Consider the following 25,572-nt stretch of genomic DNA (forward strand, 5'->3'; position numbering starts at 1 on the left):
TGGGGCGGTGTTCACACGGCATAGATGCGCGTGGAGGCCGGTGGGAACTCCAGCAGCACAGCATCGCCCGGCTGCGGCTGGATGCCCGTGCCGGTGGGGGTGAGGGCCAGTTTCACAATGGCTTGCTCCTGGCCATGGCCCAGGTCGCACATCAGGCGTTGGTGGTCGCCGTAGTAAATGGTGCGCGCCACAGTCGCCGGAACGGCTGAGACCTTGGGGTATTGCGAGTGCGGGTGCAGCACCACGCGCTCGGGCCGCACGCAGGCTTGTACGGGGGCGCCCCGGGCGGCCTGGTTCACGTTGACGCCAGGCAGCAGGTGGCCGCCGGGCAACTGGATGGCCGCCTCGGTGCCTGCGCCTTGCAGGGTGCCCGTGAGCACCGTGCTGTCGCCCACAAAACCGGCCACAAAGCGGTTGGACGGAGCTTCATACAACGTCTCCACATCGGCCAGCTGCTGGATGATGCCTTCGTTGAACACGGCCACGCGGTCGCTCATGGTCAGGGCCTCGCCCTGGTCGTGGGTCACGTACACAAAGGTCACGCCGAGCTGGCGGTGCAGCTCTTTCAGCTCAATCTGCATGTGTTCGCGCAGCTGCTTGTCCAGGGCACCCAGGGGTTCGTCCATCAGCACGAGCTGGGGGTTGAACACCAGGGCGCGCGCCAGCGCCACGCGCTGCTGCTGGCCGCCCGACAGGCGCGAGGGCAGGCGGTCTGCCATGCCCGTCAGGCGCACCATGTCCAGGGCCTTCTTCACGCGGTCGGCCTGCTCGGCCTTGGGCACCTTGCGCACGGTGAGCGGGTAGGCCACGTTCTGCCCCACGGTGAGGTGCGGGAACAGCGCGTAGTTCTGGAACACCATGCCAAAGTTGCGCTTGTGGGGTGGCGTGCGCGTGATCTGCTTGCCATCGAGCAGGATGTCGCCCGCAGTGGGAGATTCAAAACCCGCCAGCATCATCAGCGTGGTGGTCTTGCCAGAGCCCGAGGGCCCGAGCAGGCTCAGAAACTCGCCGCGCTGGATGTCCAGGTCCAGCGCCCGCACCACCAGTTGTTCACCGTCGTACGTCTTTTGTACACCGCTGAAGCGGACCAGGGGTTCTGCTGATGGGTTCATGGTCGGGGGCACCTTGTAAGCAGAATGAAGGTCGGGCCGCATATCAGCTCAATGCGGCAAAGCTGTCGGCCAGGATGGCCAGGCCCTCGTCGAGCAGCTCGTTGGAGGCGGTCAGCGGCACCAGGATGCGGATCACGTTGCCATAGGTTCCGCAGGACAGCAAGATGAGGCCACGCTTGGCCGCTTCGGCAACGACCTTCTTGGTTAACGCGGCGTCGGGGCGGTGAACATCGCCGTCTTCGAACAGCTCGATCGCCACCATCGCCCCCAGGCCGCGCACATCGCCGATGGCGGGTACTTTGGCGGCCATTTCTTTCAGTGCCCTGACCAGCAGAGCGCCCATGTCCTGGCTGCGGGCCAGCAGGCTTTCTCTTTCAAAGGCTTCGATCACGGCCAGCGCTGCCGCACAGGCGACGGGGCTGCCTGCATAGGTGCCGCCCAGGCCACCGGCCGCAGGGGCGTCGATGACGTCGGCACGGCCCACCACCCCCGACAGTGGAAAACCGCCCGCCAGCGACTTGGCGGTGGTGATGAGGTCGGGTGCCACCGGCCATTGCTCGCAAGCAAACCAGGTGCCGGTGCGGCCTGCCCCGGTCTGCACTTCGTCGGCGATCAGCAGGATGCCATGGCGGTCTGCCAGGGCCTTGAGGCCGGTGATGAATTCGGGTGGCGCCACGTAAAAGCCACCTTCGCCCTGCACGGGTTCAAGGATGAAGGCTGCCACACGCTCGGGCTCGATGTCGTTCTTGAAGATCAGCTCCACCGAGTGCAGCGCCTGCTCCACGCTGACGCCATGCAGCGCATTGGGGAACAGCGCGTGGTACACCTCGCCCGGAAACGGCCCAAAACCCGTCTTGTACGGCACCACCTTGCCCGTCAGGCCCAGTGTGAGGTTGGTGCGGCCGTGGTAGCCACCCGTGAAAGCGATCACGCCAGCACGCTTGGTGTAGGCGCGGGCGATCTTGATGGCGTTCTCCACGGCCTCGGCACCAGTGGTCAGCAACAGGCTCTTCTTGGCAAATGCACCCGGCGCCAGGGTGTTCAGGCGCTCGCACACTTCCACGTAGGGCTCGTACGCCACCACTTGAAAGCAGGTGTGGGTGTACAGGTCCAGCTGGGCCTTCACGGCGGCGATCACGCCGGCGTGCAGGTGGCCGGTGTTGAGCACGGCGATGCCCCCGGCAAAGTCGATGAAGCGGCGGCCTTCCACATCCCACAGCTCGGCGTTGCGTGCTTTCTGGACGAAGATTTCATGGGCCTGACCGACGCCACGGGCCACGGCGGCATGGCGGCGGGTGAGGAGGGCGGCGTTGGTGAAGTGGCGGTCTTGCTGCATGGCGGTGGACATGTGTGATGAACACGAAATGAAGGAATGGGTGAATTCTGAAAGTCACGCAACCTATCGTCCATGTACACCGGCATGCTGTTTTGCGTGCACTGTGCAGGGCCTGGGTCCTGTACAGGCAATCCCTGATCTGGCGCGCGCCAAGTCGGTGCACAATGCGCCCCCGTTTGCGCGGCCGTAGTGCAATTCCCAGCGCGGATCAGTGGGCAAACCAAGGCGTTCAGAGGACAGAGGGTCTGGAGCCAGGATGCAGCGGCGGGCCGCTTGCCATCTTCCAAAATGGTGCATGAAGACAAAAAAGGCCTCGCAGCGTGCTGCGAGGCCCATGCTCACCGAGGCGCGAAGCTATCCTCTACCGGGCGCAAACCCCGGTCGTTGCAGCCACTCCTGTCACCACGGTGTTGTTCGTGACCACGCTGTTCGGTGCAATCACGCGCACCACGGTGCTGCTTGCGTGGGGTGTCGGAAAACACGCTACGTTGTTGCGCACCACGGCGTTTCCATCGGGGACATCACCGTTCTGGAATTCGGTGTGGCCCACGTTGATGGCTACTTGAAACGTCGTCTGTGTGTTGATGACGACGTTGCCCTCGATCACGATGCCGGGTGCCGACTGCACGGCCATGCCGGTGTTGCCGGCATTGATGAGCTTGTTGTTGCGCACCACGAAGTTGCGGAACCACTCGGCCGAGTCGTACCCCTGCGTGATCGACATCTCCCAGCAGCCGTCCGTCGCAGCATCCTGCTCGATCCGGTTGCCTTCAATCAGCACACCGTCCATCTGGCCGTGGAAGGTCATGTTGCCCCCCTGGCAGACGCCGTTGACCACGGAATTGCGAATGTAGCGGTTGTTACGCAGGGTGACGTTGGTGCCACTCAGTCCGCTGCTGCCTGAGAGATAGGTGCCGTGGTTGAAGCCGCTGCCGCTGAAGTTGTTGGCCTCGATCAGGTTGCCCTCGATCACGCTGTTCCGGAACTGGCCCAGGATGCCCATGCTGGCGTTGTGATGGATGTGGTTGTTGCGGATCAATACGTTGTTCACGCCATGGGGCGCGCGTGCCTGCGAGTGGATGGCGATCTGGAAGCCGGATATCTCCACGTTCTCGATCACGACGTCGCGGACATTGCCGTTCAACCAGAAGCCCCAGGCCGAGTTGTTGGATCCGTGGATTCGGAGATTGCGGAATGCATACCCGCCATCGTTCGATGTGTTGCTGTATCGCCCTCCCAGCTCGAAGGGGGCAATCCCGTTGTTGTTGGTGGTCAGCAACGGCGCAGGCCCTGCGCCATATGCATCGAACGTGAGGGGGGCATCTGCGCGGACGTTCATGTTCTCGAACGTGGTGATGCCCACCACCCACGCACCACCGCGTGCGAAGCGCAATGCCGCGCCAGCAGGCAGGGTGTTGACGTTAATTCCTGTGAGGTTTTGCTTGGGGGCGGCTTGGGTGCCGGGGTTGGAATTGCTTCCCGGCACGCAACCGGTGGCCGCGCCTGCCTGGCAGTCCGAGAAGTAATACGTTACGGAGCCACCGGGAGCTGGTGCTGGCGGAGGCGCTGGTGGAGCCGGCGGTGCCGGGGGCGTTGGCGGAGGAGCCGGTGGTGCTGGTGTTGGGACGGGGCTGCTGGCGTAGCACGCCTTTTTCACGCCATTCAGGGGGTCGCCAAAAGTGGCGTTGTTGCACATCACGTTGTTGGTGAATGGGCGCGCGGCAGTCCAGGTTGTTCCAGCCCCATAGACCACCTTGGCGGTGCCGCTGAAGCTGCATTGCTGCCCCTCGACGGCGCACAAGGTGTAGCCCGATGGAGGCGCGCCCAGCACCGGCGCAGGAGCTGGCGGTGACGCTGGGGCACTGGCATAACAAGCCTTTTGCACGCCCCACAAAGGGTCGCCAAATGTGGCGTTGCTGCAGTTCGCACCGTTGGTGAAGCTGCGGGGGCTGGTCCAGGTGGTGCCCGCTCCATAAACCACATTGGCCGTGCCGCTGAAGCTGCATTTCTGCCCCTCGATGGCGCAGGGCTTGTAGCCTGCCGGTGGGGTGTGGGCGGTTTCTGCCAGTGCATGGCCCGTGGCTCCGCCCAGGCAAAGTCCCAAGGCCAGGGCCCAGGGCTTGGGCTGAAAAATCCGTGAAGAAGTTCGGTCAGGCGTCCGTGTCAGCATGGGTGTCCCTCAATGTGTTGGGTGTTGGTTTTCAAACCCGGCTCAGCGTGATCGGTGCCAGGCGGGTTGGGGGGCAAGCCTATCGCTGGGGAACGTGTGCGTGCATATCCAGAAGGCCGAAAAAGGACAGACGGTGGGCGCAATCCGATGGCCGTTATTGGTGACAAAAGGCTGAATACCGCCCGTCGGTCTTGCGCTACCGTTCACATCGGACAGGCCTTTTCGCCGGCGGGACTACCCGGGCTGAAGGCGCCTGCAGACTGGTCCCAAGGGTTGAAAACATCGTGCTGAAACTGCGCAATGTGCCGCTTGCCACCGGCCCGGAAAATCGCGTGGCGGCCTCCGGGATGGGCATGCGAGGCTGGCGGACAATAGAGGCAGGTTGGAGGGGATCTGATGGGGGCTCTGCCCGCGGTCCCTCCAGGCACTCGGCACCACGGAAGGATGCGCGCTGTGCAGGTGCCCGGTCCTGTACACGCAATCCCTGAGCTGGGATCTGCGGGTCCGGTGCACAATTTGGCCCCTTTTCTTGCTCTTTTGATGCTCACTCTCAGCCCGGATCTTCAGACACCGCTGGTCAGCCAGATCGTTGATGGCTTGCGCGGCCTCATTGCTGGGCAGGTGCTCAAACCTGGCGCCAAGCTTCCCTCCATCCGAGCTTTTGCGGCCGCCCACGGCGTGAGCGTGTTCACGGTGGTTGAGGCCTACGACCGCCTGGTGGCACAGGGCTGGCTGGTGTCGCGCGCCAACGCAGGCTTTTTCGTGAAGCGGCGGGGCGATGAAGGGGCCGCGCCCGGCGCTGGTGCGCCCGAGCGGCCGGTGCCCCGTTTTGATGCGCGCTGGTACCTCAAGCAGATTTTCGAGAACCGCAACCTGCCGATGAAACCAGGGTGCGGCTGGCTGCCGCACGACTGGCTGTTTGGCGATGCCGTCAAACGCAGCATGCGCCAGCTGTCGTCCGATGGCCCGGAGCTGGACGGCTATGGTCTGCCGCACGGCCACATGGCGTTGCGCATGGTGGTGGCCGAGTCATTGGCCGAACACCACCTGGCCGTGGACGCCGACCAGGTGCTGCTGACCCAGGGCTCCAGCCAGGCGCTGGACCTGGTGGCGCGCCGCCTCGTCAAGCCCGGTGATGTCGTGCTGGTGGATGACCCGGGTTACCCCAACCTGTTGTTCATGCTGCGCTTTGCGGGGGGCCATCCTGTGGGCGTGCCACGCACGGCCACAGGCTACGACCTGGTGGCGCTGGAGGCCCTGCTGGCCGAGCACAAGCCCACAGTGTTTTTCACCCAGCCACGCCTGCAAAGCCCCACCTGCTCGGTGGCGTCGGTGGCGCACCTGCACCGGCTGCTTCAGCTGGCCGAGCAGCACAACTTCATGCTGGTGGAAAACGACATCTACGCCGACATGGACACCGGCGTGCGCCCCTCGCTGGCCAGCCTGGACCAGCTCAACCGCGTGATTTACCTGGGCAGTTTCTCCAAGACGATATCGCCCAACCTGCGCACCGGCTTTCTGGCGGCGCGGCGCGATCTGCTCGATGAGCTGGTGCAGCTCAAGATGATCTCGGGTCTGACCTCGTCAGAGATCACCGAGCGCATCACCTTTGGCGTGGTGACCGATGGGCGCTGGCGCAAGCACCTCAAGTCGCTGCGCGAACGCCTGGCCGACGCGCACCGCACGGTGGGGCGGCGCTTGCTGAACCTGGGGTTCGAGCTGTTCCACGAGCCCGAGGCGGGTATGTACCTGTGGGCCCGGCACCCCGACCTGCCCGACAGTGCCGAGCTGTCGAAAGAGGCTACGGGTGCGGGGATCATGCTCGGCCCCGGTCAGCTGTTCCTGGTGGAGCCGCGCCCCACAGGCTGGCTGCGGTTTAACGTGGCGTTCAGCCAGGACGAGCGCATATGGCGCTTTCTGGAGCAGCGCATCGTGCTGGGCCAGCAGGTGGCGGAATAGGCTCGCTGCCTCCGTTGGAGCAGCAGTTTGCAAGTTCTTTTGGCCGCTAGCGCTTATTGGTAAAGCGCTAGTAGCTATAAAAATAATAGCTAAACCCGCTGAAGCCCGAATTGCCCCTGCTGCTGCTGCTGTTGTGGCGGCGCCTGTTACTACCGGTCAATGATGCGCCGCGCAAACCGCTCCAGGTATTCCATCAGCTGCTCCGCGCCCGCCATGGCCTGGGCTTCGTCACCACTGGCGATGCCCTGGGCCAGTTGCATGTGCGCGCGGGCGCCTTCCGACACCTCACCTTCGTGCTGGTAGGCGTACCAGAAGCGGCGGCACTGCACGATGAGCGGTTGCACGCATTTGACGGCGGAATGGTTCTGGCTGGCCTGGTGGGTGACGAGGTCCAGCTCATGGTCGGCCAGCATGTAGTCGTCGAGGTGGCCACGTGCTGCGGCTTGCACCATGTTTTCAGCACAGCGCACGATGGCCTGGCGCTGCGGCGCGGTGGCGCGGCGTGCGGCGTTGGAGGCCAGCAGGCGCTCCAGCACGCGGCGGGTTTGGATCACGTCCAGGTGATCGGCCAGGTCGATGTGCGACACCAGCAGCCCGCGCCGGGGCTGCTGCACGATGAGCCCGATCGACACCATGCGCAGCAGCGCCTCGCGCACCGGTGTGCGCCCCAGGCCCGTGCTCTCGGCGATTTCGGCCTCTACCACGGGGCTGCCGGGCTGCAGCTGCAGCGTGGAGATCATGGTCTCGATGGCGTCGTAGGCCACGTCCGCCGCGCGCCGCTTGGGCGCGGGGTCTTGCAGGGGGGAAGGGCGGCGGAGTGTCATGGCGGGGTTGTTTGATGATCAGGGCAGGGGCTTGCGCACGGCATCTTAAGGCCCCCGGCCCCTCGTTCTTCTATGCCCCGTACCCGGCGAAACTGGCGCGGCATAAGCCAGTGCACCCGTGGAACCGGCTTTGCAGGGCCACCGGGTGCGTCCCCCTCCCGCGCAGCGAGAGAGGGGGCAGGCGCCGAAGGCGACTCAGGGGGAGTCACGCCAATCCGGCGCCCGCCTTGCGCAGCTCGGCAATCTGCGGCGCCTTGGGCAGCCACAGCTTGTCGAACTCCTGGATGATGCCGTCGGGGTTGAAGGACGATGCCGTCTTGAAGGCGATGGACGTGCCCTTGAACTTCTCGATCAGGCCCGCCTCGGTGGTCACGATGTCGTTGATCTGCGCATCGAGCGACTGGGCCACCAGCTTGCGGATGATCTCTTTGTCCTTGGCATCCAGCCCTTGCCAGATGCGGCCGGACACCAGTGGCGCAAACGGCATGAAGAGGGCGTTCATCTGCAGCAGCGTCTTGGCGACCTTGTCGAAACGCTGGTTCCAGGAGAACTCGATGTCCGCCTCCAGCCCGTCCACCTGGCCGTTGCTCATCGCGTCAAACACCTGGGGCGTGGGGATGGGCGTGGGGGCGGCCCCGAGCATCTGGTAGAAGTCGCGGTACACGGGCGTGGGGTTGATGCGCAGCTTCATGCCCTTGATGTCGGTGGGCACGGTGATGTCCTTGGTGGAGAACACGGCGCGCATGCCGGTGATGCCCCAGCCCAGGCCAATGGTGCCAGTCTCGCGCGGCAACGCCTCCAGCAGCTTGGTGGCAGAAGGGTGCTTGACCAGTTTGGCCACGGCGGGGGTGGAGCGCACCAGATACGGTGCATTGATGGCCGCGATGCTGGACACGCGCGAGCCCAGCTCTGCCGCCTGGATCCAGCCCATGTCGAGCGCGCCCGACTGCAGCTGTTGCATCATGGCGGCCTCGTTGCCCAGCTGGCCCGAGTGGAAGACCGTGACACTCAGGCGGCCATCGGTTTCCTTCTTCAAGGCTTCGCCAAACTGCAGCGCGGCACGGTTCCACGAGTGGCCAGCGGGTGTGATCAGGCCGAGGCGGAACTCCTTGGCATCGGCTGCGCGCACCAGCGCCGGAAAGCCCAGCCCCGTGACGGTGGCGGCGGCCACGGCGTGGCGCTGGATGAAATGGCGGCGGGTGACAGTGTGGGCGGGCGTGGTCGTCATGGTGATCTCCGGATAGAAGGACGGTGGGAGGGTTGGGGGCAGCGGGAGGGGAACGGGGTATGCGGCGCCGCAAAGGCGGGTTACTTGAGCAAGCCGAGCGACAGGCTGGGGAACAACGACAGCACCACCAGCGCCACGCAGCTGATGATGAAAAATGGCAGCGTGACGATGAACATCTTTCCGGGCTTGGCCCCGGTCACGGCGGACGCGACAAAGAAGCTCAGGCCCACCGGGGGCGTCATCAGCCCCAGCACCAGGTTGACCACCACCACCACGCCAAAGTGGCGTGGGTCGATGTGGTACACGTCGGTGGCAATGGGCAGCAGGATGGGCACGGTCATGATGAGCCCGGGGATGCCGTCGATGACGGTGCCGATGACCAGCAGGATCACGTTGACCAGCAGCAAAAAGGTGACCGGGTCGTGCGCCACGGTCTGCACCCAGGCCGCCACCATCTGGGGCACCTTGCCGTAGATCAGCAACCACGAGAACACCGCAGCAGCGGCCACCAAAAACAGCACGATGGCCGAGTAGATGGCCGAGCGCAGCAGGATGGCGGGCATGGCGCTGAAGCGGAACTCCTTGGTCACATAGCGGCCCACCAGGGCCGAGGCCAGTGCGCCCACGGCCGCGGCTTCGGTGGGGTTGGCCAGGCCGCTCAGGATGGAGCCCACGATGACGATGGGAATCAACAGCGTGGGGCTGGCCTGCACGATGGTGCGTGCGCGCTGGGCCAGCGTGCGCTTTTCGCTGCGGGGGTAGTCGTAGATGAAGCCCATGAGGGCGATCACGATGAAGAACATCAGCGTGAGCAGCACGCCGGGCAGGATGCCCGCAATCAGCATGTCGCCCACAGCCACCTGGGCGAGTACGCTGAACACCACAAACATCACCGAGGGCGGGATGATCGGCCCCAGCATGCCGCCATACACCGTGAGGCCGGCCGCAAAGGTCTTGTCATAGCCTTGCTTGACCATCTCGGGAACCATGACCTGCGACATGATGGCCACCTGCGCGGTGGCCGAGCCAATGATGGAAGACACCAGCATGTTGGCCAGGATGTTGACGTAGGCGAGGCCTCCCTTGACCGAGCCGATGAAGGCCATCGACAGGTCCACCAGCCGGCGCGTGATGCCGCCGCTGTTCATGATCTCGCCGATCAGGATGAACAGCGGAATGGCGATGAGGCCGTAGCTGTCCACCCCGCCAAACATCTGCATGGGGAACGACTGGAACAGCACCGGGCTGCCGATGCTGAGGATGTACACCGCGCCCGACAGGCACAGGCACACCCCAATGGGCACACCCACCAACAAGGCGGCGAGGAAGAACAGTGTGGTGATCATGGTGGGGCTCCGGGCGGGTGGTGCGGGTGTGGCGGAGGGTCAGTTCACGGCGTCGGCGTTGACCACGTCAAAGCCTGCGTGCTTCACGCGCTCCGCAGCACCCAGGTCTTCGAGCAGGTTGGCCAGCGCATGCACGCTGAATGTGGCCGAGAAGACCGGCAGGATCAGCTGCAGCACCCAGGTGGGCCAGTTCAGCGTCTGGGTGCGCTCGGTGTAGATGAAGTTGAAGCTGTCGGCCGCAAACTCCTTGGCGTCAAATCCGTAGCGCGCAATGCCGATGGGGTCCATCCACACCCAGCACATCACCAGCATGGCCAGGCCAAACAGCAGCACCCCAGATGTAGCGACCACCTTGGCCACCTTGGCACCCCGGGGACCCATCTGGTCGGTGAGCATGCCCACGGCAAAGTCCATGCGCAGGCGTGTCATGACCGAGGCTCCCACAAACGTCAGCCAGACCACGGTGTACACCGCCGCCTCGTCAATCCAATAGATTGGCATGCCGGAGTAGCGTGTGACCACGTTGAGCAGGATCAGCAGCACCAGCAGGGTCATCAGTGAGGTAAGCAGGTGCCGCTCGACGCGCAACACCTGCGTGGACAACGCCAGCACCCAGCGGACGGGGGCGGGCGGCGATGGAGCTTGCGGGGCTGGTGGACTGGTGAGCGTGGGCATGGTGTGGTTCCGGGGGGAGGGCTTGCCGATGGAAGAAGCAACCGCGTGTTGTTTAATATCTAACAAATATATTTAAAAGCAAAATAGATGCCTGCGGGGTGCGGGTAAGCCCTGAAAAGGATGGCGTGGGAAAACTGGCGGTGCGCCCGTCAGCCCGAGGGCGTGACGGGCTCGCTGGTGGGCGCGGGTGTGCACGCGGCCAGCGTGCCAATGCGCGCGGGCGCCAGCAGGTGCCGTGGGGGCGCGGGCGTCCAGCCAAACAGGTGCTGCGTGGCCGCGCCGCAGATGCGGCCCTGGCAGGCGCCCATGCCGCAGCGGGTGTGGAGCTTGGCGTCGATCCAGCCCTGGCGCCCGGTCAGAGCGGCGTAGGGCACGTCTTCGCAGCGGCACACCAGGGTGTCGGGCCGCGCCAGTGTCTTGAGTGCCCCGTTCAGTGCGAACGAGGCCTGCAGCGCCTGTGCAAAGCCCTCCCAGCGCGCCAGCTGGGGGCGCAGCGCCTGGGCCTGTGGCACCTGTCCCGCCGCAGCGTGGCCTGCCATGGCGCCCTGAACCAGTGCACGTTCGCTGCCGCCAAAGCCGGTGCTTTCACCGGCAGCGAACACACCGGGCACGCTGGTGCGCATGTGGGCATCCACGGCCAGGCCCTGGCCACCGCTCAGCGGCCCGCCCAGGGCGCAGCCCAGCATCTGCCCCAAATGGGTGTTGGGCACCAGCCCGAACCCGCAGGCCACGCGGTCGCAGGCGATGGTTTCTTCTGCGTGCTGCCCTTTGCGCAGCCGCACGGACTGCACCTGGGTGGTGCCTTGTGCCTCCAGCACATAGGTACTGGCACGCAAACGGGTGTGGAGCAGCGTCAGGGCCTGCATGGCCTTGGCGGGCCAGCGCGGCAATTGCGCCGCAAAGCCTGCGAGCGCGCTCCATGGCGCTTGTTCCGCCAGGCGCACTACGGTGGCGCCCGCTTGGGTGGCGGTGGCAGCAGCGGCCAGCAGCAGCGGGCCGGTGCCAGCAATGACGATGCGCTGGCCGCGCACGTCGAGCCCTGCCTTGATGAGGGCCTGCAAAGCGCCCGCGCCTGTCACACCGGGCAGTGTCCACCCTGGGAAAGGCAGCAGCAGCTCGCGCGCCCCGGTGCACAGCACGATGCGGTGGCTGTGCTGCGTCCAGCCCCGGTCGGCGTCTTCCAGCAGCAGGGCAGGGGCCTTGCCGCCGGGTTGGATGGGTTGGGTGCCCCCCAGGCCCACCACACGGGTGCCGGGCAGCAGGCGGATGTTGGTATGCCGGGCCAGGGCCGCGAGGTGCTGCTGCGCCAGGGCGGGCAAGGCCACCTGGGGGCCAGCGCGCCAGATCTGCCCACCGGGCTGCGGGTTGTCATCCACGATGGTGATCGACGCACCGCTGGGCGCAGCAGCCAGGGCTGCGGCCAAACCGGCAGGGCCTGCGCCGATGATGAGGATGTCGCAGCGCTCGTGCTTCGAGTGTTGCTCGGTCATGGCGTTGCACTCCCAGGGGCTGTACCGACATCGGTGTGAATTTGCATGCCCTCGACGCAGACCGTCTGGCACGCCAGACGGGTGCGGCCATGGATGCGCACCCTGCATTCGTGGCACACGCCCATGCCACACAGCGGCGCCCGCGCCTCGCCGGTGACCGAGGTGCGGGTGGTGCCCGGTGTTTGCTGCGCGAGCGCGGCGGCGACGCTGGTCCCTGCGGGCACCTGCAGGGGCGTGCCATTCACGACGATCTGCACAAGGGTGGGGGCAAAGGGGGTCATGGTGTGGTCAGGCCCGCAAAGCGTGCAGGTGCATAGGGCGTGGGGTCGATCGCCGGTGTGTCGCCTGCGATCTGTGCCGCCAGCAACTGCGCGGTAGTAGGCGCCGTGGTCACGCCCAGCCCTTCATGGCCCACGGCCAGCCACAGGTGCGGGTGTTCGGGGTGCGCGCCAATCAGCGGTAGGCTGTCGGGTGTGGCTGCGCGAAAGCCGGTCCAGGTGCGAATGGCGTTAAGGTCGGTCAGGCCGGGCAGGTAGTCGAGCGCACGTTGCAGCATGCGTGCCAGCACGGCGTTGTTGACGGCAGGATCGGTGGTGTCGAACTCGCGCGACGAGCCAATCAGCAGCTGCCCCGTGGGCCGGGGCTGCACGTTGAAGGCCACCGAGGTACCGTCGCTGTGGTGGGCGCTGGTGATATAGCCCAGCTCCACCAGCTGGTGGTGCACGGTGCCCGGGTAGCGGTCGGTGATGACAAGGTGGCCCTTTTTGGGGCGCAGCGGCAGGCCAGGGCACAGCTGCGGGGCGTGGATGCCGCTGGCCAGCACGATGGCGCTTGCCCTGCGCTGGCTGCCATCGCGCAAAGTGACAGTGTGACCCTCGATCTGCAGGGCTTCGGCTTGCTCAAACACAAGGCGCCCGTGGGCTGCGGCCTGGTCCAGCAGCCACTGGGCTGCGCGCGGGGCGTAGACCACGCTGTCGCCCTGCACCTTGAGCGCGCCCGCCAAACGGGGGCGCAGTGCGGGTTCTGCGCGGGCCAGGGCGGCCGCGTCGAGCATCTCGCAGGCGATGCCATGCGCTTGCAGGGTGGTGCGTTTGTCATGCGCAGCCTGCAGTTCGGCATCGTTGGCAGCGAGCCAGAGCGTGCCGCAAGGGGTGAACGCGCAGCCCGCGTCCATGTGGGGCGCCCAGGCGTGCCAGAGGTCCAGCGATGTCTGGCTCAGCGCCAGTTCTGCCGGGTTGTCGTCCATCACCACCAGGTGGCCCATGCCCGCTGCCGTGGCGCCGCCGAGGCGCGCATCGATGACACGCACCGACAGCCCGGCCAACACCAGCGCATGGGCGCAGGCGGCACCCACGATGCCAGCGCCAATGACGAGAACGTCGGTGTGTTGCATGGCGCGCGTGTGTTTCGGAACGAGCTGCGGATTACAGCCGGATTCCCCAGCCAAAGGGGTCGCTGTCTTCGATGAGCAGTGTGGCATCGGCGCTCATGTGCGCGCGGCCCCGCAAGGTGGGGATGACCTTGCCATCGTCCTGCAGCGTGTAGCTGGCCTCGAACTGGCTGCCGATGATGCTGGCCTGGCGCCAGAGTGCGCCCGGTGCCAGCTTGCCGTCGGCCGCCAGGCAGGCCACCTTGGCGCTGGTGCCCGTGCCGCAGGGTGATCGGTCATACGCCTTGCCGGGACACAGCACATAGTTGCGACTATCGGCGGGGTCATCGGCCTGGTCGTCGTCGGCAAACAGCTCGATGTGGTCAATCTCGCCGCCGTTGTCGCCCCGAATGCCCTGGTCTTTGAGGGCCTGCTGCACGGCGCAGCTGTAGTTCATCAACGCCTCAAGGTTGTCACTGGCTACACGCTGGCCGTGGTCAGAGATCAGGAAGAACCAGTTGCCGCCCCAGGCCACATCACCCACCACGCGGCCGTAGCCGGGCACCTCGATGGCCAATGCGTGGTGCAGCCGGTAGGCGGGCACGTTGCGCACGCTGACCGATCCATCGGCGTGCAGGGTGGTGGTGACGATGCCCACGGGTGTCTCGATGCGGTGCTCACCGGGCGTGATGCGGCCCAGGTAGGCGAGCGATGCAATCAGCCCGATGGTGCCGTGGCCACACATGCCCAGGTAGCCGCTGTTGTTGAAGAAGATCACACCCGCCGCGTTGGCCTGGTCTTGTGGCGCACACAGAAGGGCCCCCACCACCACATCGCTGCCACGCGGCTCCAGCACGGTGGCGGCCCGCCAGGCATCGTGGCGCTCGGCCAGCAGCGCACGCCGCTCGGCCATGGTGCCAGTGCCCAGGTCCGGAAAACCATCGATGACAAGCCGGGTCGGCTCGCCGCCGGTGTGGGAGTCGATCACGTGGATGCGTTGCATGGTGCTCTGGTGGTGGTGAAGTAGGGCGCTCAGTGTCTCAGGCGACAGACTGGTATTTTGTAGGGCGCGTGGCCAGGGCCTTGCGCACCACACTCTCCACAAATGCGCGTTCCTCGCCCACCAGCGGCAGGCGTGGGCGGCGCATGTGTTCGGTGCCCACACCCACCAGTGCGTCGATGAGCTTGAGGTTTTGCACCAGCTTATTGGACACATCCAGGTGCAGCATGGGCGTCATCCACTGGTACAGCGGCAACGCCTCGGCAAATTTGCCCGCCTTCATCAGGTCGTACAGCGCCACGGTTTCGCGCGGGAAGGCGCAGCCCACGCCGGCCAGCAGGCCGTCGCAGCCCAGGGCCAGGCCTTCGTAGGCCAGGTCGTCCACGCCCAGGAAGAGCTGGTAGCGGTCGCCCAGGGTGTTGCGCAGGTCGGTGATGCGGCGGATGTCGCCGGTGCTTTCCTTGATGGCGGCGATCCACTCGCAGTCGGCCAGCTCCACCATGTGTTCGGGTTTCAGGTCCACGCGGTAGGCCACGGGGTTGTTGTAGACCATCAGGGGGCGCTGGGCGGCGCCCGCCATGGCGCGCACGTTGGCCATGGCCTCGCGGGCGTCGGCCACGTAGATCACCGAGGGCATGACCATGTAGCCGGCCACGCCCAGCTTGTTGCCACCGTCGATGTAGCGCAGAGCATCGCGGGTGCTGGTTTCAGACACATTGGCCAGCACGGGCACGCGGCCATCGGCAGCTTCCAGCGCAATCTTGGCGACCTGCAGCTTTTCTTCCAGGCTGAGCGTGCTGGCTTCACCCAGCGACCCGCAAGTGACCAGCCCATGGATGCCGTTGCGGATCTGGAAGTCGATGTGGCGGGCCGTGCCTTCGGCGTCGATGGACTCGTCGGCGTGGAACTTGGTGGTGATGGCGGGGAAGATGCCTTGCCAGCGGGGTTGTGGGTTCACGAGGGGCTCCTTGGGTCGGTGGGTGGGTTGTGGTTATTAATATATTAACAAGATATTTAAAGTGCGCAAGCGGATTTTTCAGCATTCGTTGGAACGTGGATTGGTGGCGTCTATCCCCGCCCTGTCGCCCTCCAGCCACGGACCACCAGACTGCAAACCTATAATGAAAGGTTGGTCCCCATAGGGGCAGCGACAGGCAACGCGCAGGCGCGGGTCCTGCGGCCTGCCTGCTCCGTGCAACCACTCCATAACACCATGAGCACTCCCACTTTTTCTGTCGCTGACATCCGCAAGTCCTTCCTGGACTTCTTCGTCTCCAAGGGCCACACCGTGGTGCCGTCGAGTCCCCTGGTGCCGGGCAACGACCCCACGCTGATGTTCACCAACTCGGGCATGGTGCAGTTCAAGGACGTGTTCCTGGGCACCGACAAGCGCTCGTACAACCGTGCGGTGTCGGTTCAGGCGTGCCTGCGTGCGGGCGGCAAGCACAACGACCTGGAAAACGTGGGCTACACCGCGCGCCACCACACCTTCTTCGAGATGCTGGGCAACTGGTCGTTTGGCGACTACTTCAAGCGTGAATCGCTCAAGTGGGCCTGGGAACTGCTGACGGAGGTCTACAAGCTGCCGCCCGAGCGCCTGTTGGCCACGGTGTACCAAGAAGACGACGAGGCCTACGACATCTGGACCAAGGAAATCGGCTTGCCACCCGAGCGCGTGATCCGCATCGGCGACAACAAGGGTGGCCGCTACAAGTCCGACAACTTCTGGATGATGGCCGACACCGGCCCCTGCGGCCCGTGCAGCGAAATTTTCTACGACCACGGTCCGCACATTGCCGGTGGCCCGCCCGGCAGCCCCGATGAAGACGGCGACCGCTTCATCGAGATCTGGAACAACGTGTTCATGCAATTCAACATGGACGAAACCGGCGCCGTGACCCCGTTGCCCGCGCCCTGCGTGGACACCGGCATGGGCCTGGAGCGTCTGGCGGCCATCCTGCAGCACGTGCACAGCAACTACGAGATCGACCTGTTCGATGCGCTGATCAAGGCCGCTGGCCGCGAGACCAGCGTGGCCGACCTGAACCACAAGAGCCTGCGCGTGATCGCCGACCACATCCGTGCCACCGCCTTCCTGGTGAGCGACGGCGTGATCCCCAGCAACGAAGGCCGCGGCTACGTGCAGCGCCGCATCGTGCGCCGCGCCATCCGCCACGGCTACAAGCTGGGCAAGAAGACGCCGTTCTTCCACAAGCTGGTGGCCGACCTGGTGCGTGTGATGGGCGATGCCTACCCGTCCCTGCGCGAGCAGGAACAGCGCATCACCGAGGTGCTGAAGGTGGAAGAAGAGCGCTTCTTTGAAACGCTGGCCAATGGCATGGAAATCCTGGACGCCACCCTGGACGGCGGCGCCAAGGTGCTGCCCGGTGATGTGGCGTTCAAACTGCACGATACCTACGGCTTCCCGCTCGACCTGACCAACGACGTGTGCCGCGAACGCGACGTCGAGGTGGACGAGGCCGGGTTCAAGACCGCCATGGAAAAGCAGAAGGCCCAGGCCCGCGCAGCCGGCAAGTTCAAGATGGACAAGGCGCTGGAGTACACCGGTGCAGCCAACGCGTTCACCGGCTATGAAAATCTGGCTGAGACTGCAAAAATCATAGCTATCTACGTAGATGGGACAAGCGCTGTAGCCCTAAAGGCTGGTCAAAACGGTGTGTTGGTGCTGGACACCACCCCGTTCTACGCCGAAAGCGGCGGCCAGGTAGGTGACGAAGGCACCATCACCAGTGGCTCCGCCCGCTTTGCGGTGGGCGACACGCTCAAGATCAAGGCCGATGTGTTCGGCCACCACGGCATGCTTGAAGAGGGCACGCTGAACGTGGGCGACACGGTGCAGGCCCAGGTGAACACCGCCGTGCGCGCAGCCACCGTGCGCAACCACTCGGTCACGCACATCATGCACAAGGCGCTGCGCGAAGTGCTGGGCAGCCATGTGCAGCAAAAGGGCAGCCTGGTGAATGCCGATCGCACGCGTTTTGACTTCACACACAACGGCGCCGTCACCGCGGCTGAAATCCGCGAGATCGAACGCCGCGTCAACGAAGAAATCCTGTCCAACCAGCCCACGCAGGCGCGCGTGATGGACATCGAATCGGCCCAGAAGACCGGCGCCATGATGCTGTTTGGCGAGAAGTACGGCGAAACCGTGCGCGTGCTCGACATCGGCACCAGCCGCGAGCTGTGCGGTGGCACGCACGTGCAGCGCACGGGCGACATCGGCCTGTTCAAGGTGGTGGGTGAGGGCGGCGTGGCTGCGGGCATCCGCCGCATCGAGGCGGTGACGGGCGCGAACGCGCTGGCCTATCTGCAGAACCTGGAAGACACCGTGAACCAGGCCGCCAGCACCCTCAAGGCGCCGGTGGCTGAACTCAATGGCCGCATCAGCCAGGCGCTGGACAACGCACGCGCTCTCGAAAAGGAAGTGGCGGCCCTGAAGGGCAAGCTGGCCTCCAACCAGGGCGATGAGTTGGTGAACCAGGCCGTGGATGTGAAGGGCCTCAAGGTTCTGGCCGCCGCGCTGCCTGGCGCCGACGCCAAGACACTGCGCGACACCATGGACAAGCTCAAGGACAAGCTCAAAACCGCTGCCATCGTGCTGGCCGCCGTGGACGGCGATAAGGTGCAGATCGCTGCAGGCGTCACCGCCGACAGCGTGGGCAAGGTCAAGGCCGGCGAACTGGTCAACTTTGTGGCCCAGCAAGTGGGCGGCAAGGGCGGCGGCAAGCCCGACATGGCCATGGCCGGCGGCACCGATGCCTCCAAGCTGCCAGCGGCGCTGGCCTCGGTGACGGGCTGGGTCACGCAACAACTGGGCTGATCCCCTGAGAACGTAAACACGTTCGGGTCGTCACAGGGTCACAGTGGCGCAGGCCGCTGTGGTGTGACTGATGTGCTGGTGGCCTTGTCTGCCAAAAAGGGGATGACGGAAAACCGGCTTTCCCCCTACATTCAAGCGCATGGACCCCCTGCGCGAAAGCCCGCGAGAGCCGGTGCCTGCCCATGGCACCCGGCCGAGCTCGTCTGATCCGGGGGCTGCCGAGTTGCCCTGGTGGCGGCGCATCACCGTTCCGTTCGAAGTGGTGATTGCGTCGGTGGTGGTGTCTGCCATGCTGCTGCTTACGGTGCTGCTGGTGTACCAGGTGGGCACCGGCGCCCGGCAGGCCATCATCGCCGCGTCGGACGACAGTGCGCAGCACATCAGCCTGTTGATCAGCGAACGGGTGCACCACATCGTGGACCCGGCGGATGCCACGATCCGGTTGCTGGCGTTTGATCCCATTGCTTCGGCCACCACCCTCCCGGCGCGGCTGCGTCGCCTGCCGGTGTTTGTGCGTCTGCTAGAGCAGAACCCGTTGCTGTCGGCGGTCTTCATCGGCTATTCCGATGGGCAATTTTTGCTCATGCGCCCGCTGCGCAACGCTGCGCTCCGTGCGCGGCTGGAGGCGCCTGCGGAGGCTGCGTTCCTGGTGCAATCGATGGCGCGCGAGCGCAGCGCGGCGGGGCCAGCAGGCCTGGTCGGACGGTGGAACTACTACGACGCACAACTGCACCTGCTCGATTCCGCCGTACGCCCCGGCTACCGATATGACCCCCGGTCGCGCCCCTGGTATGCCGAGGCAGCCGAAAAGAACGCGCAGGTCCTCACCGCACCCTATGTGTTCTTCACCACACAGGAGGTGGGCATCACGCTGAGCCAGCCCAGCGAGGACGGCCGCGCCGTGATCGGCCTGGATGTGGCGCTCACCGACCTGGGCCGGGAGATTGGTGAGCTGCGGCTGATGCCGCGCACCGAGATCGCCGTGGTGGACCAGGACCAGCGCGTGCTGGCCTACCCGGACATGTCCCGCGTGCTGGTGCGTGACGGCAACCAGCCCAGCCTCAAGCTGCGCACGCTCGATGGCCTGGGGGTGCCCAGCCTGCAGGCCCTGCGCAGTTTCGGGGTGAAGGAGGGGCCTTCGCGCCGCTTTGTGGCGGGTGGCGAGGAGTGGCTGGCCAAGGTCATGCCACTCAAGTCGCAGCGCTGGGAGGGGCTGCACATCCTGATGGCCATCCCCACCCGGGAGCTGCTGGCGGACGTGAACGAAAACCTGCAGCGCCAGGTGTGGCTGTCCCTGGGACTCATCGCGCTGATGCTGCCCTTTGGCTGGCTGGCCGGGAGGCGTGTGGGGCGCAGCCTGTCGGGGTTGGCCACGCAGGCGCAGGCGTTGGCGCGGTTTGATTTTCGGCGGCCTGCGCAACGCCGCATGTCGCCGGTCCGCGAGGTGCGTGCGCTGGGCCAGGTGATGGACCGCATGTCCGACACCATCCAGGAGTTCCTGCACATCACCCACCACATCAGCGCCGAGTCGCGCATGGACCTCATGCTGTCGAGCGTGCTCTACGAACTGGTGCGCGCCACCAGCTGCACCGGCGGTGCGGTGTACCTGGTGGAGGCGCAGCGCGCAGGCCTGCTGCGCACGGCGCGGTACTGCGAAGACCCTGAGCAGCAGTCGCGCTACCCGGAGCACCTGCCCATGGTGTTTTTCATCAATCCTGCCGAGCCGCAGGACGACGACCGGCACGAAGACGACGACCAGACCACCCCCCAGCCCGTGCTGCGCGTGCAGTTGCGCACGCGCGACGGCCAGCCGCTGGGCCTGCTGGTGCTCCGTTACCGTGCGGACCAGCAGCAGGACGATGTCCACTTTCGGGCGTTTGTCGAGAAGCTCTCGGGCACGCTGTCGGTGGCCATCGAGACGCGCAGCCTGATCGAAGGGCAAAAGAAGCTGTTCGACGCCGTCATCCGCCTGCTGGCCGACGCGATCGACGCCAAGAGTCCCTACACCGGCGGGCACTGCGAGCGGGTGCCCCAGCTGGCGGAGTCCCTGATGCAGCGCCTGTGCGAGGCCGAGGAGGGTCCGTTTGCCCCGGTGGCCATGACCGATGCTGAGCGCTATGAATTCCGCCTGGGCGCCTGGCTGCACGACTGCGGCAAGGTCACCAGCCCCGAGCACATCATCGACAAGGCCACCAAGCTGGAGGCGCTCTACAACCGCATCCACGAGGTGCGCATGCGCTTTGAAGTGCTGTGGCGCGATGCGGAGCTGGATTACTGGAAGCAGTACGTGTCCGGCGTGGACCCGGTGCGGCTGCAGCGTGAGCTTTTGCAGCGGCGCGACCGGCTGCAGGAAGAGTTTGCCTTCGTGGCCCGCAGCAATGTGGGTGGCGAATTCATGGCAGATGCCGACATCCAGCGGCTGACCACCATCGGGCGGCAGGTGTGGCAGCGGCATTTTGACAACCGGCTGGGCCTGTCGGCGGCCGAGAAGATGCGGCTGGCCCCCGTGCCGGTGCGCCCCTTGCCCGCCAACGAACCCCTGCTGGCGGACCGGCCAGAGCACATCGTGCGCTGGGGCGCCCGCAAGCCGCCCGTGGAGGTCGGCAACCCGGCCAATCTCTGGGGTTTTGACATGGTGCTGCCACCGCAGGAAGCCCACCTGGGCGAGTTGCACAACCTGTCGATCCAGCGCGGGACCCTCACCGCAGAAGACCGTTTCAAGATCAACGACCACATTGTTCAGACCATCGTCATGCTCAGCGGCCTGCCGTTCCCGCCGCATCTGGCGCGGGTGCCGTCGATTGCGGGCTCGCACCACGAAAAACTGGACGGCACAGGCTATCCCCGGCGCCTGAAGGCTTCGGATCTCACGCTGGCAGACCGCGTGATGACGCTGGCCGATATCTTCGAGGCGCTGACGGCGTCAGACCGGCCCTACAAGCCGCCCAAGACACTGTCCGAATCGCTCAAGATCATGGGCCACATGGTGCGAGAGCGCCACATCGATGCTGAGGTGTTCCGCTTCTTCCTGCGCAGCGGGGTCTGGCGGGAGTATGCGGAGCAGTTTCTGCCGGCTGCGCAGCGGGATGCGGTGGACGTGGAGGCGATCCTGACGTCGATGAACTGATGCGCTGAAAGCGGGCAGTGGCGCCTGTTTCGTGCCCGTTTCGATGCGAGTGCCCCGTCAGGCGGGGCGTTCAGAACAGTTCGACGTCGTCGTTGGCCACCTTGGCGGCCAGTTGCCCGCTGGCCACCAGGTCGTCATAAAAACAGACCTGATTGCGGCCGTGTTCCTTGGCGTAGTAAAGCGCCTGGTCGGCCTGGCCCAGAATCTCCACGGGTGAGCCTCGGTTGGTGCTGACAAAGCCCAGGCTGACGGTGACCTGGCCGACCTGCGGAAAGTGGTATTCCTGCACCGCAAGCCGGAAGCGGTTGAACACCCGGTGCGCTGTGCTCAGTGTGGTGGAGCGCAGCAGCACCACAAATTCTTCGCCGCCAAAGCGGAAGATGCGGTCGTGGCTGCGGAACGAGCTGCGCAGGATGTTGGCAATCAGGATCAGCACTTCGTCGCCATACAGATGGCCGAAGCGGTCGTTGACCAGCTTGAAGTGGTCGATGTCCACCACGGCCAGCCATTGCTGCACCGGCTCCCCGGGCAACGAGCCTTCTTCGGGGGCGATCGATTCGGTCACGGTGCCCGAGCGGCCACTGGCCAGACCGTTCAGCGCGTGGCGCGAGAACTGTTCGTCGAAGGTCTTGCGGTTGAACAGGCCTGTGAGGGCGTCGCGTTCGCTGTAGTCGAGCAGGCTCTGGTAGTTCTGGTAAACCTGAAACACGCCCTTGAGCACTTCCAGCTTGTGCGCCGAGAAAGAGCGGGACTGCGTGATCTCCAGGCAGGTGTTGACCTTGTCATGCATCCACACCGGCAGCCAGAGCACATGGCGGCCCCGGCGGGGCGATGCCAGGGCACTGTCGCCGTGGTTGGCAATGCAATCGCGCAGGGCGGGGTATTTGTCCAGTGTCTCGCGGCGGGGGTCTGCGGCGGCTTCGGAATCGGTGGACACCAGTTGCCCGTCCTCAACCCAGCTGCGGGGGCGCACATGGGGCACGCCACCGTCGGTGAACAGCTCCAGCGCACGCACTTCAACAATGCTGCTGAGCGTTTGCAGCGTGGACAGCACCGACACCTCCAACCGCAAGTGGTCGCGGTGGCCAGTCATTTCGACCAGGTTCTGGAGAATGGGCTTCATTGGGGTGTACGGTGGAGCAGTGGGGGCTGGTTGTCAATGTCGTCGTAGGAACACAACATCCCACACGCCGTGCCCCAGCCGCAGGCCACGGTTCTCGAACTTGGTCAGGGGCCGGTAGTCGGGCTGCGGGGCAAAGCCTGTGGCGGTGTTCTGCAGCAGGGGTTCGGCGCCCAGCACCTGCAGCATCTGCTCGGCATAGGGCTGCCAGTCGGTGGCGCAGTGCAGGTAACCGCCGGGCTTGAGGCGAGCCGCCAGCTTGGCCACCAGGGGGGACTGGATCAGGCGGCGCTTGTTGTGTTTGGTCTTGTGCCAGGGGTCGGGGAAGAAGATGTGCACACCATCGAGGCTGCCCTCGGGCAACATGTGGTCGATCACCTCCACGGCATCGTGCTGCAGGATGCGAATGTTGGCCAGCTCCTGCTCGCCAATGCGTTTGAGCAGCGCGCCCACGCCGGGCTCATGCACCTCGCAGCACAGGAAGTTGTCGCCAAGGCGCACGCGGGCGATGTGGGCCGTGGCCTCGCCCATGCCAAAGCCGATTTCGAGAATCAGCGGGGCTGTGCGACCAAAGGCAGCGGTGGCATCGAGCGGCGCGGGCACATAGGGCAGCACGAAGCGGGGGCCCAGGTCTTCAAAGGCCTTGGCCTGGCCGGTGGTGGTGCGGCCAGCACGGCGCACGAAGCTCTTGATGGTTTTGGGATGGGTCACGCCAGCGGGAGCCCCGCCAGGTGTGGTCGCGGGGGCTGCTGCGGGCGCAGCGGTGGGGGCAGAAGCGGTGGTCAGTTCGGTCACGGTGCGCCATTGTAGTTTCGTCGCCACGCTGCGACCCACAGGGTTAGCGCGTCCGAGATGCAACGAATGTGTGGATTTGGCAGTGGTGGCAGGCCCAGCACCTGCGCGGCGCTGGCCAGGGCCTGCAGCGGGTCGGCCAGGTCCAGCGCGCGTGCGCCGTTCTGCTTGGAGAGTTTTTCGCCGTTGTCGCCACATACCAGCGGTGTGTGCAGGTAGCGGGGCGTGGGCACGCCCAGGGCCTGCTGCAGCAGGATCTGGCGCGGGGTGTTGTCTGCCAGGTCTTCGCCGCGCACCACGTCGGTGATGCCCTGGTCGGCGTCGTCCACCACCACCGCCAACTGATAGGCCCAGAGCCCGTCGGCCCGGCGCAGGATGAAATCCCCCACGGCCTGCGTGACATCCTGGTGTTGTTCGCCCAGTCGGCGGTCGTGCCATTGCAGCAGGTGATTTGCTGCAGTATTTGTAGCTGTCAGCGCATTGCCATAAAGCGCAAGGGCCTGTTTTTGCTTGAAATCTGTGACGTTGAACCGCCACGAACGTCCGGTGCGGCCCCGCAGCCCCTGGCGGCAGGTGCCCGGGTAGGGCAGTGCGGCATGTCGCTCGCGGGTGTGGCCCTGCGCGGTATGGGCGTCTTCGATGTCCTTGCGCGAGCAGGCGCAGGGGTAGGCGTGGCCCTGCGCCACCAATTGGTCCAGGGCCCGCTGGTAGAGCGGGCTGCGGGCGGATTGCCATTGGGGAGGGGCGTCGGGCACCAGGCCGCAGGTGGCCAGCTGCTGCAGGATGAATTCGTCTGCACCCGGCACGCAGCGCGGCGCGTCCACATCTTCCATGCGCACGAGCCATTGCCCTTGCTGGGCCCGTGCGTCCAGCCAGCTGGCCAGCGCCGCCACCAGCGAGCCCGCGTGCAGCGGACCCGTGGGCGAGGGCGCAAACCGTCCGATGTAGCGGGCCCCGGAGGCCGCGCCGTCCTCCGTCATGCCACGGCGAGTGCCAGTTCGAGTCCTGACACGAAGGCATCTTCCACCCGGTGGCCCAGGCACCAGTCGCCACAGGCGCCCAGGCCCATGGTGGCGTCCCACAGGTGGCTCTTGCCCAGTGGGTGGGTCGTCTGCGCATAGCGCCAGCGGCGCGTGTCGGCATGCGCGGGGGTGGCACGGATGCCCGTGACTTCGGCAAAGGCCTTGATGAGCTTGGCCTGCACGCGGGCTTCGTCATCTTCCAGGTGTTCGGCCGACCAGGCAGGGCTGGCCTGCACCGTCCAGCGCTCCACGACGTTGCGGCCGGGCTTGGACGACTCGCGCGCCAGCCAGGCAATGCGGTGGTGCGTGCTGCGCGCGGCGTTCCACTGCGGACCCAGCGTGGTCAGGCCGGGGCGCACGGCGTGCGGGTAGGCCAGCATGAGCGTCCAGCACGGGGCAATGGCCACCTTGGAGAGGGCATCGGTCAACGGGGTGTCCACTGCGGAGCTGGCCAGCAGGGCCTGTGCGGGCACCGAAGGCTGGGCCAGCAACACCGCGTCGAACCCGGCATAGACACGCTGGGCACCCGCAGGTCCCTCGGTGCGCAGTTGCCAGCCGGGGGCATTCAGGGAATCGGGCTCGATGGCCGTGACACGGGTGTGGGTGATGAGCTGGCCGGCCTGCAGCAGCGGCTCGGCCCAGGCGCCCACGAGGGACTGCATGCCCGGGCTGGCCACCCAGTGCGCTTCGCGGTGGGGCAGGCCCGCGGCAGCCACACGCCCTGCGGCGTCGAGCACCTGCACGGAATTGGCGCTCCAGCGCTTGCAGATGCCGGGCACGGTGTCGATGGCGCGGGCAAAGCGCGGGTCGCGCACGGTGAAGTACTGGGCGCCAGCGTCAAAGTTGCCAAAAGGGGAGTCGATGGTGGCGGTGCGGCCGCCGGCCTGGGAGGATTTCTCGAACACCGTCACGCGGTGCCCAGCCTGCACCAGGGTGCGTGCGCAGGCTATGCCAGCCACGCCGGCGCCGATGATGGCGAAATGGCGCTGGGGCTTGCCGGAGCGCGCGGTGGGTGCCGCAGGGGCTGCAGGCATGGGGGCGCTGTTGCGTCGGAGCCGTTTGGCGGGAAGAGGATCAGGTTTGCTCATGGAAGGCCTTTCGGTGACGGTCGGCAAGTGAAATGCAATGCAAAACCAACAGGAACCACTCTACACGCGCCAC

At 65.8% G+C, this 25,572-nt stretch carries 19 protein-coding genes; 3 read left to right on the top strand and 16 right to left on the bottom strand.

The window, feature by feature from the left end; translation table 11 throughout:
- Positions 1-11: 11 nt before the first annotated feature.
- The 3 genes from IB243_RS02485 to IB243_RS02495 form a co-directional block, all read right to left on the bottom strand.
- Positions 12-1,112: an ABC transporter ATP-binding protein gene (locus IB243_RS02485; protein ID WP_192424755.1), complete on the bottom strand. Its 1,101-nt coding sequence runs from the start codon at positions 1,110-1,112 to the stop codon at positions 12-14.
- Positions 1,113-1,155: 43 nt separating this feature from the next.
- Positions 1,156-2,448, bottom strand: a complete 1,293-nt coding sequence (gabT, locus tag IB243_RS02490; RefSeq protein WP_192425359.1) for a 4-aminobutyrate--2-oxoglutarate transaminase — start codon at positions 2,446-2,448, stop codon at positions 1,156-1,158.
- A 361-nt stretch (positions 2,449-2,809) separates the two neighbouring features.
- A complete protein-coding gene (locus IB243_RS02495) occupies positions 2,810-4,618 on the bottom strand; it encodes a right-handed parallel beta-helix repeat-containing protein (protein WP_192424757.1) in 1,809 nt (602 codons plus the stop codon).
- Between the two features lie 540 nt (positions 4,619-5,158).
- Here IB243_RS02495 and IB243_RS02500 point away from each other — a divergent pair.
- On the top strand, positions 5,159-6,577 hold the full coding sequence (locus tag IB243_RS02500) for a PLP-dependent aminotransferase family protein (protein WP_192424759.1): 1,419 nt from the start codon (positions 5,159-5,161) through the stop codon (positions 6,575-6,577).
- A gap of 149 nt (positions 6,578-6,726) precedes the next feature.
- On the opposite strand, the gene IB243_RS02505 is transcribed toward IB243_RS02500, so the two are convergent.
- From IB243_RS02505 to IB243_RS02545, 9 genes are all read right to left on the bottom strand, one after another.
- Positions 6,727-7,401, bottom strand: coding sequence for a GntR family transcriptional regulator (locus IB243_RS02505; RefSeq protein ID WP_192424761.1), 675 nt, complete (start codon positions 7,399-7,401; stop codon positions 6,727-6,729).
- 205 nt (positions 7,402-7,606) lie between these two features.
- Entirely contained in the window at positions 7,607-8,629 is a 1,023-nt protein-coding gene (locus IB243_RS02510) for a TRAP transporter substrate-binding protein (RefSeq protein ID WP_192424763.1), read from the bottom strand.
- An 80-nt stretch (positions 8,630-8,709) separates the two neighbouring features.
- Positions 8,710-9,975, bottom strand: coding sequence for a TRAP transporter large permease (locus IB243_RS02515; protein WP_192424764.1), 1,266 nt, complete (start codon positions 9,973-9,975; stop codon positions 8,710-8,712).
- A 39-nt stretch (positions 9,976-10,014) separates the two neighbouring features.
- On the bottom strand, positions 10,015-10,650 hold the full coding sequence (locus tag IB243_RS02520) for a TRAP transporter small permease (protein WP_192424766.1): 636 nt from the start codon (positions 10,648-10,650) through the stop codon (positions 10,015-10,017).
- A 149-nt stretch (positions 10,651-10,799) separates the two neighbouring features.
- On the bottom strand, positions 10,800-12,140 hold the full coding sequence (locus IB243_RS02525; protein WP_192424768.1) for an FAD/NAD(P)-binding oxidoreductase: 1,341 nt from the start codon (positions 12,138-12,140) through the stop codon (positions 10,800-10,802).
- A complete protein-coding gene (locus tag IB243_RS02530) occupies positions 12,137-12,397 on the bottom strand; it encodes a 2Fe-2S iron-sulfur cluster-binding protein (RefSeq protein ID WP_370540311.1) in 261 nt (86 codons plus the stop codon). Before IB243_RS02530 ends, IB243_RS02525 begins: the two co-directional genes overlap by 4 nt.
- Before the next feature lie 20 nt (positions 12,398-12,417).
- Positions 12,418-13,533, bottom strand: coding sequence for an FAD-binding oxidoreductase (locus IB243_RS02535; RefSeq protein WP_192424772.1), 1,116 nt, complete (start codon positions 13,531-13,533; stop codon positions 12,418-12,420).
- Positions 13,534-13,564: 31 nt separating this feature from the next.
- Entirely contained in the window at positions 13,565-14,512 is a 948-nt protein-coding gene (locus tag IB243_RS02540) for a 4-hydroxyproline epimerase (protein WP_192424774.1), read from the bottom strand.
- Between the two features lie 37 nt (positions 14,513-14,549).
- Entirely contained in the window at positions 14,550-15,467 is a 918-nt protein-coding gene (locus IB243_RS02545; RefSeq protein WP_192424776.1) for a dihydrodipicolinate synthase family protein, read from the bottom strand.
- Positions 15,468-15,722: 255 nt separating this feature from the next.
- On the opposite strand from IB243_RS02545, the gene alaS reads away from it, so the two are divergent.
- Together alaS and IB243_RS02555 are read left to right on the top strand one after the other, a co-directional pair.
- Entirely contained in the window at positions 15,723-18,350 is a 2,628-nt protein-coding gene (gene alaS / locus IB243_RS02550) for an alanine--tRNA ligase (RefSeq protein WP_192424778.1), read from the top strand.
- Positions 18,351-18,489: 139 nt separating this feature from the next.
- Positions 18,490-21,477, top strand: coding sequence for an HD domain-containing phosphohydrolase (locus IB243_RS02555; protein ID WP_192424779.1), 2,988 nt, complete (start codon positions 18,490-18,492; stop codon positions 21,475-21,477).
- Between the two features lie 70 nt (positions 21,478-21,547).
- Here IB243_RS02555 and IB243_RS02560 read toward each other — a convergent pair whose 3' ends face one another.
- The 4 genes from IB243_RS02560 to IB243_RS02575 are packed head-to-tail and all read right to left on the bottom strand — an operon-like array spanning position 21,548 to position 25,445.
- Positions 21,548-22,600: a GGDEF domain-containing protein gene (locus IB243_RS02560; protein ID WP_010458550.1), complete on the bottom strand. Its 1,053-nt coding sequence runs from the start codon at positions 22,598-22,600 to the stop codon at positions 21,548-21,550.
- A 33-nt stretch (positions 22,601-22,633) separates the two neighbouring features.
- Entirely contained in the window at positions 22,634-23,392 is a 759-nt protein-coding gene (gene trmB / locus IB243_RS02565; protein ID WP_192424780.1) for a tRNA (guanosine(46)-N7)-methyltransferase TrmB, read from the bottom strand.
- Entirely contained in the window at positions 23,389-24,369 is a 981-nt protein-coding gene (gene gluQRS / locus IB243_RS02570) for a tRNA glutamyl-Q(34) synthetase GluQRS (protein WP_192424781.1), read from the bottom strand. Before gluQRS ends, trmB begins: the two co-directional genes overlap by 4 nt.
- Positions 24,366-25,445: an NAD(P)/FAD-dependent oxidoreductase gene (locus tag IB243_RS02575; RefSeq protein ID WP_010458547.1), complete on the bottom strand. Its 1,080-nt coding sequence runs from the start codon at positions 25,443-25,445 to the stop codon at positions 24,366-24,368. Before IB243_RS02575 ends, gluQRS begins: the two co-directional genes overlap by 4 nt.
- Between the last annotated feature and the right edge of the window lie 127 nt (positions 25,446-25,572).

It is taken from the genome of Acidovorax sp. ACV01 (assembly GCF_014851495.1).
GTDB classification, from domain to species: domain Bacteria; phylum Pseudomonadota; class Gammaproteobacteria; order Burkholderiales; family Burkholderiaceae_C; genus Acidovorax; species Acidovorax radicis.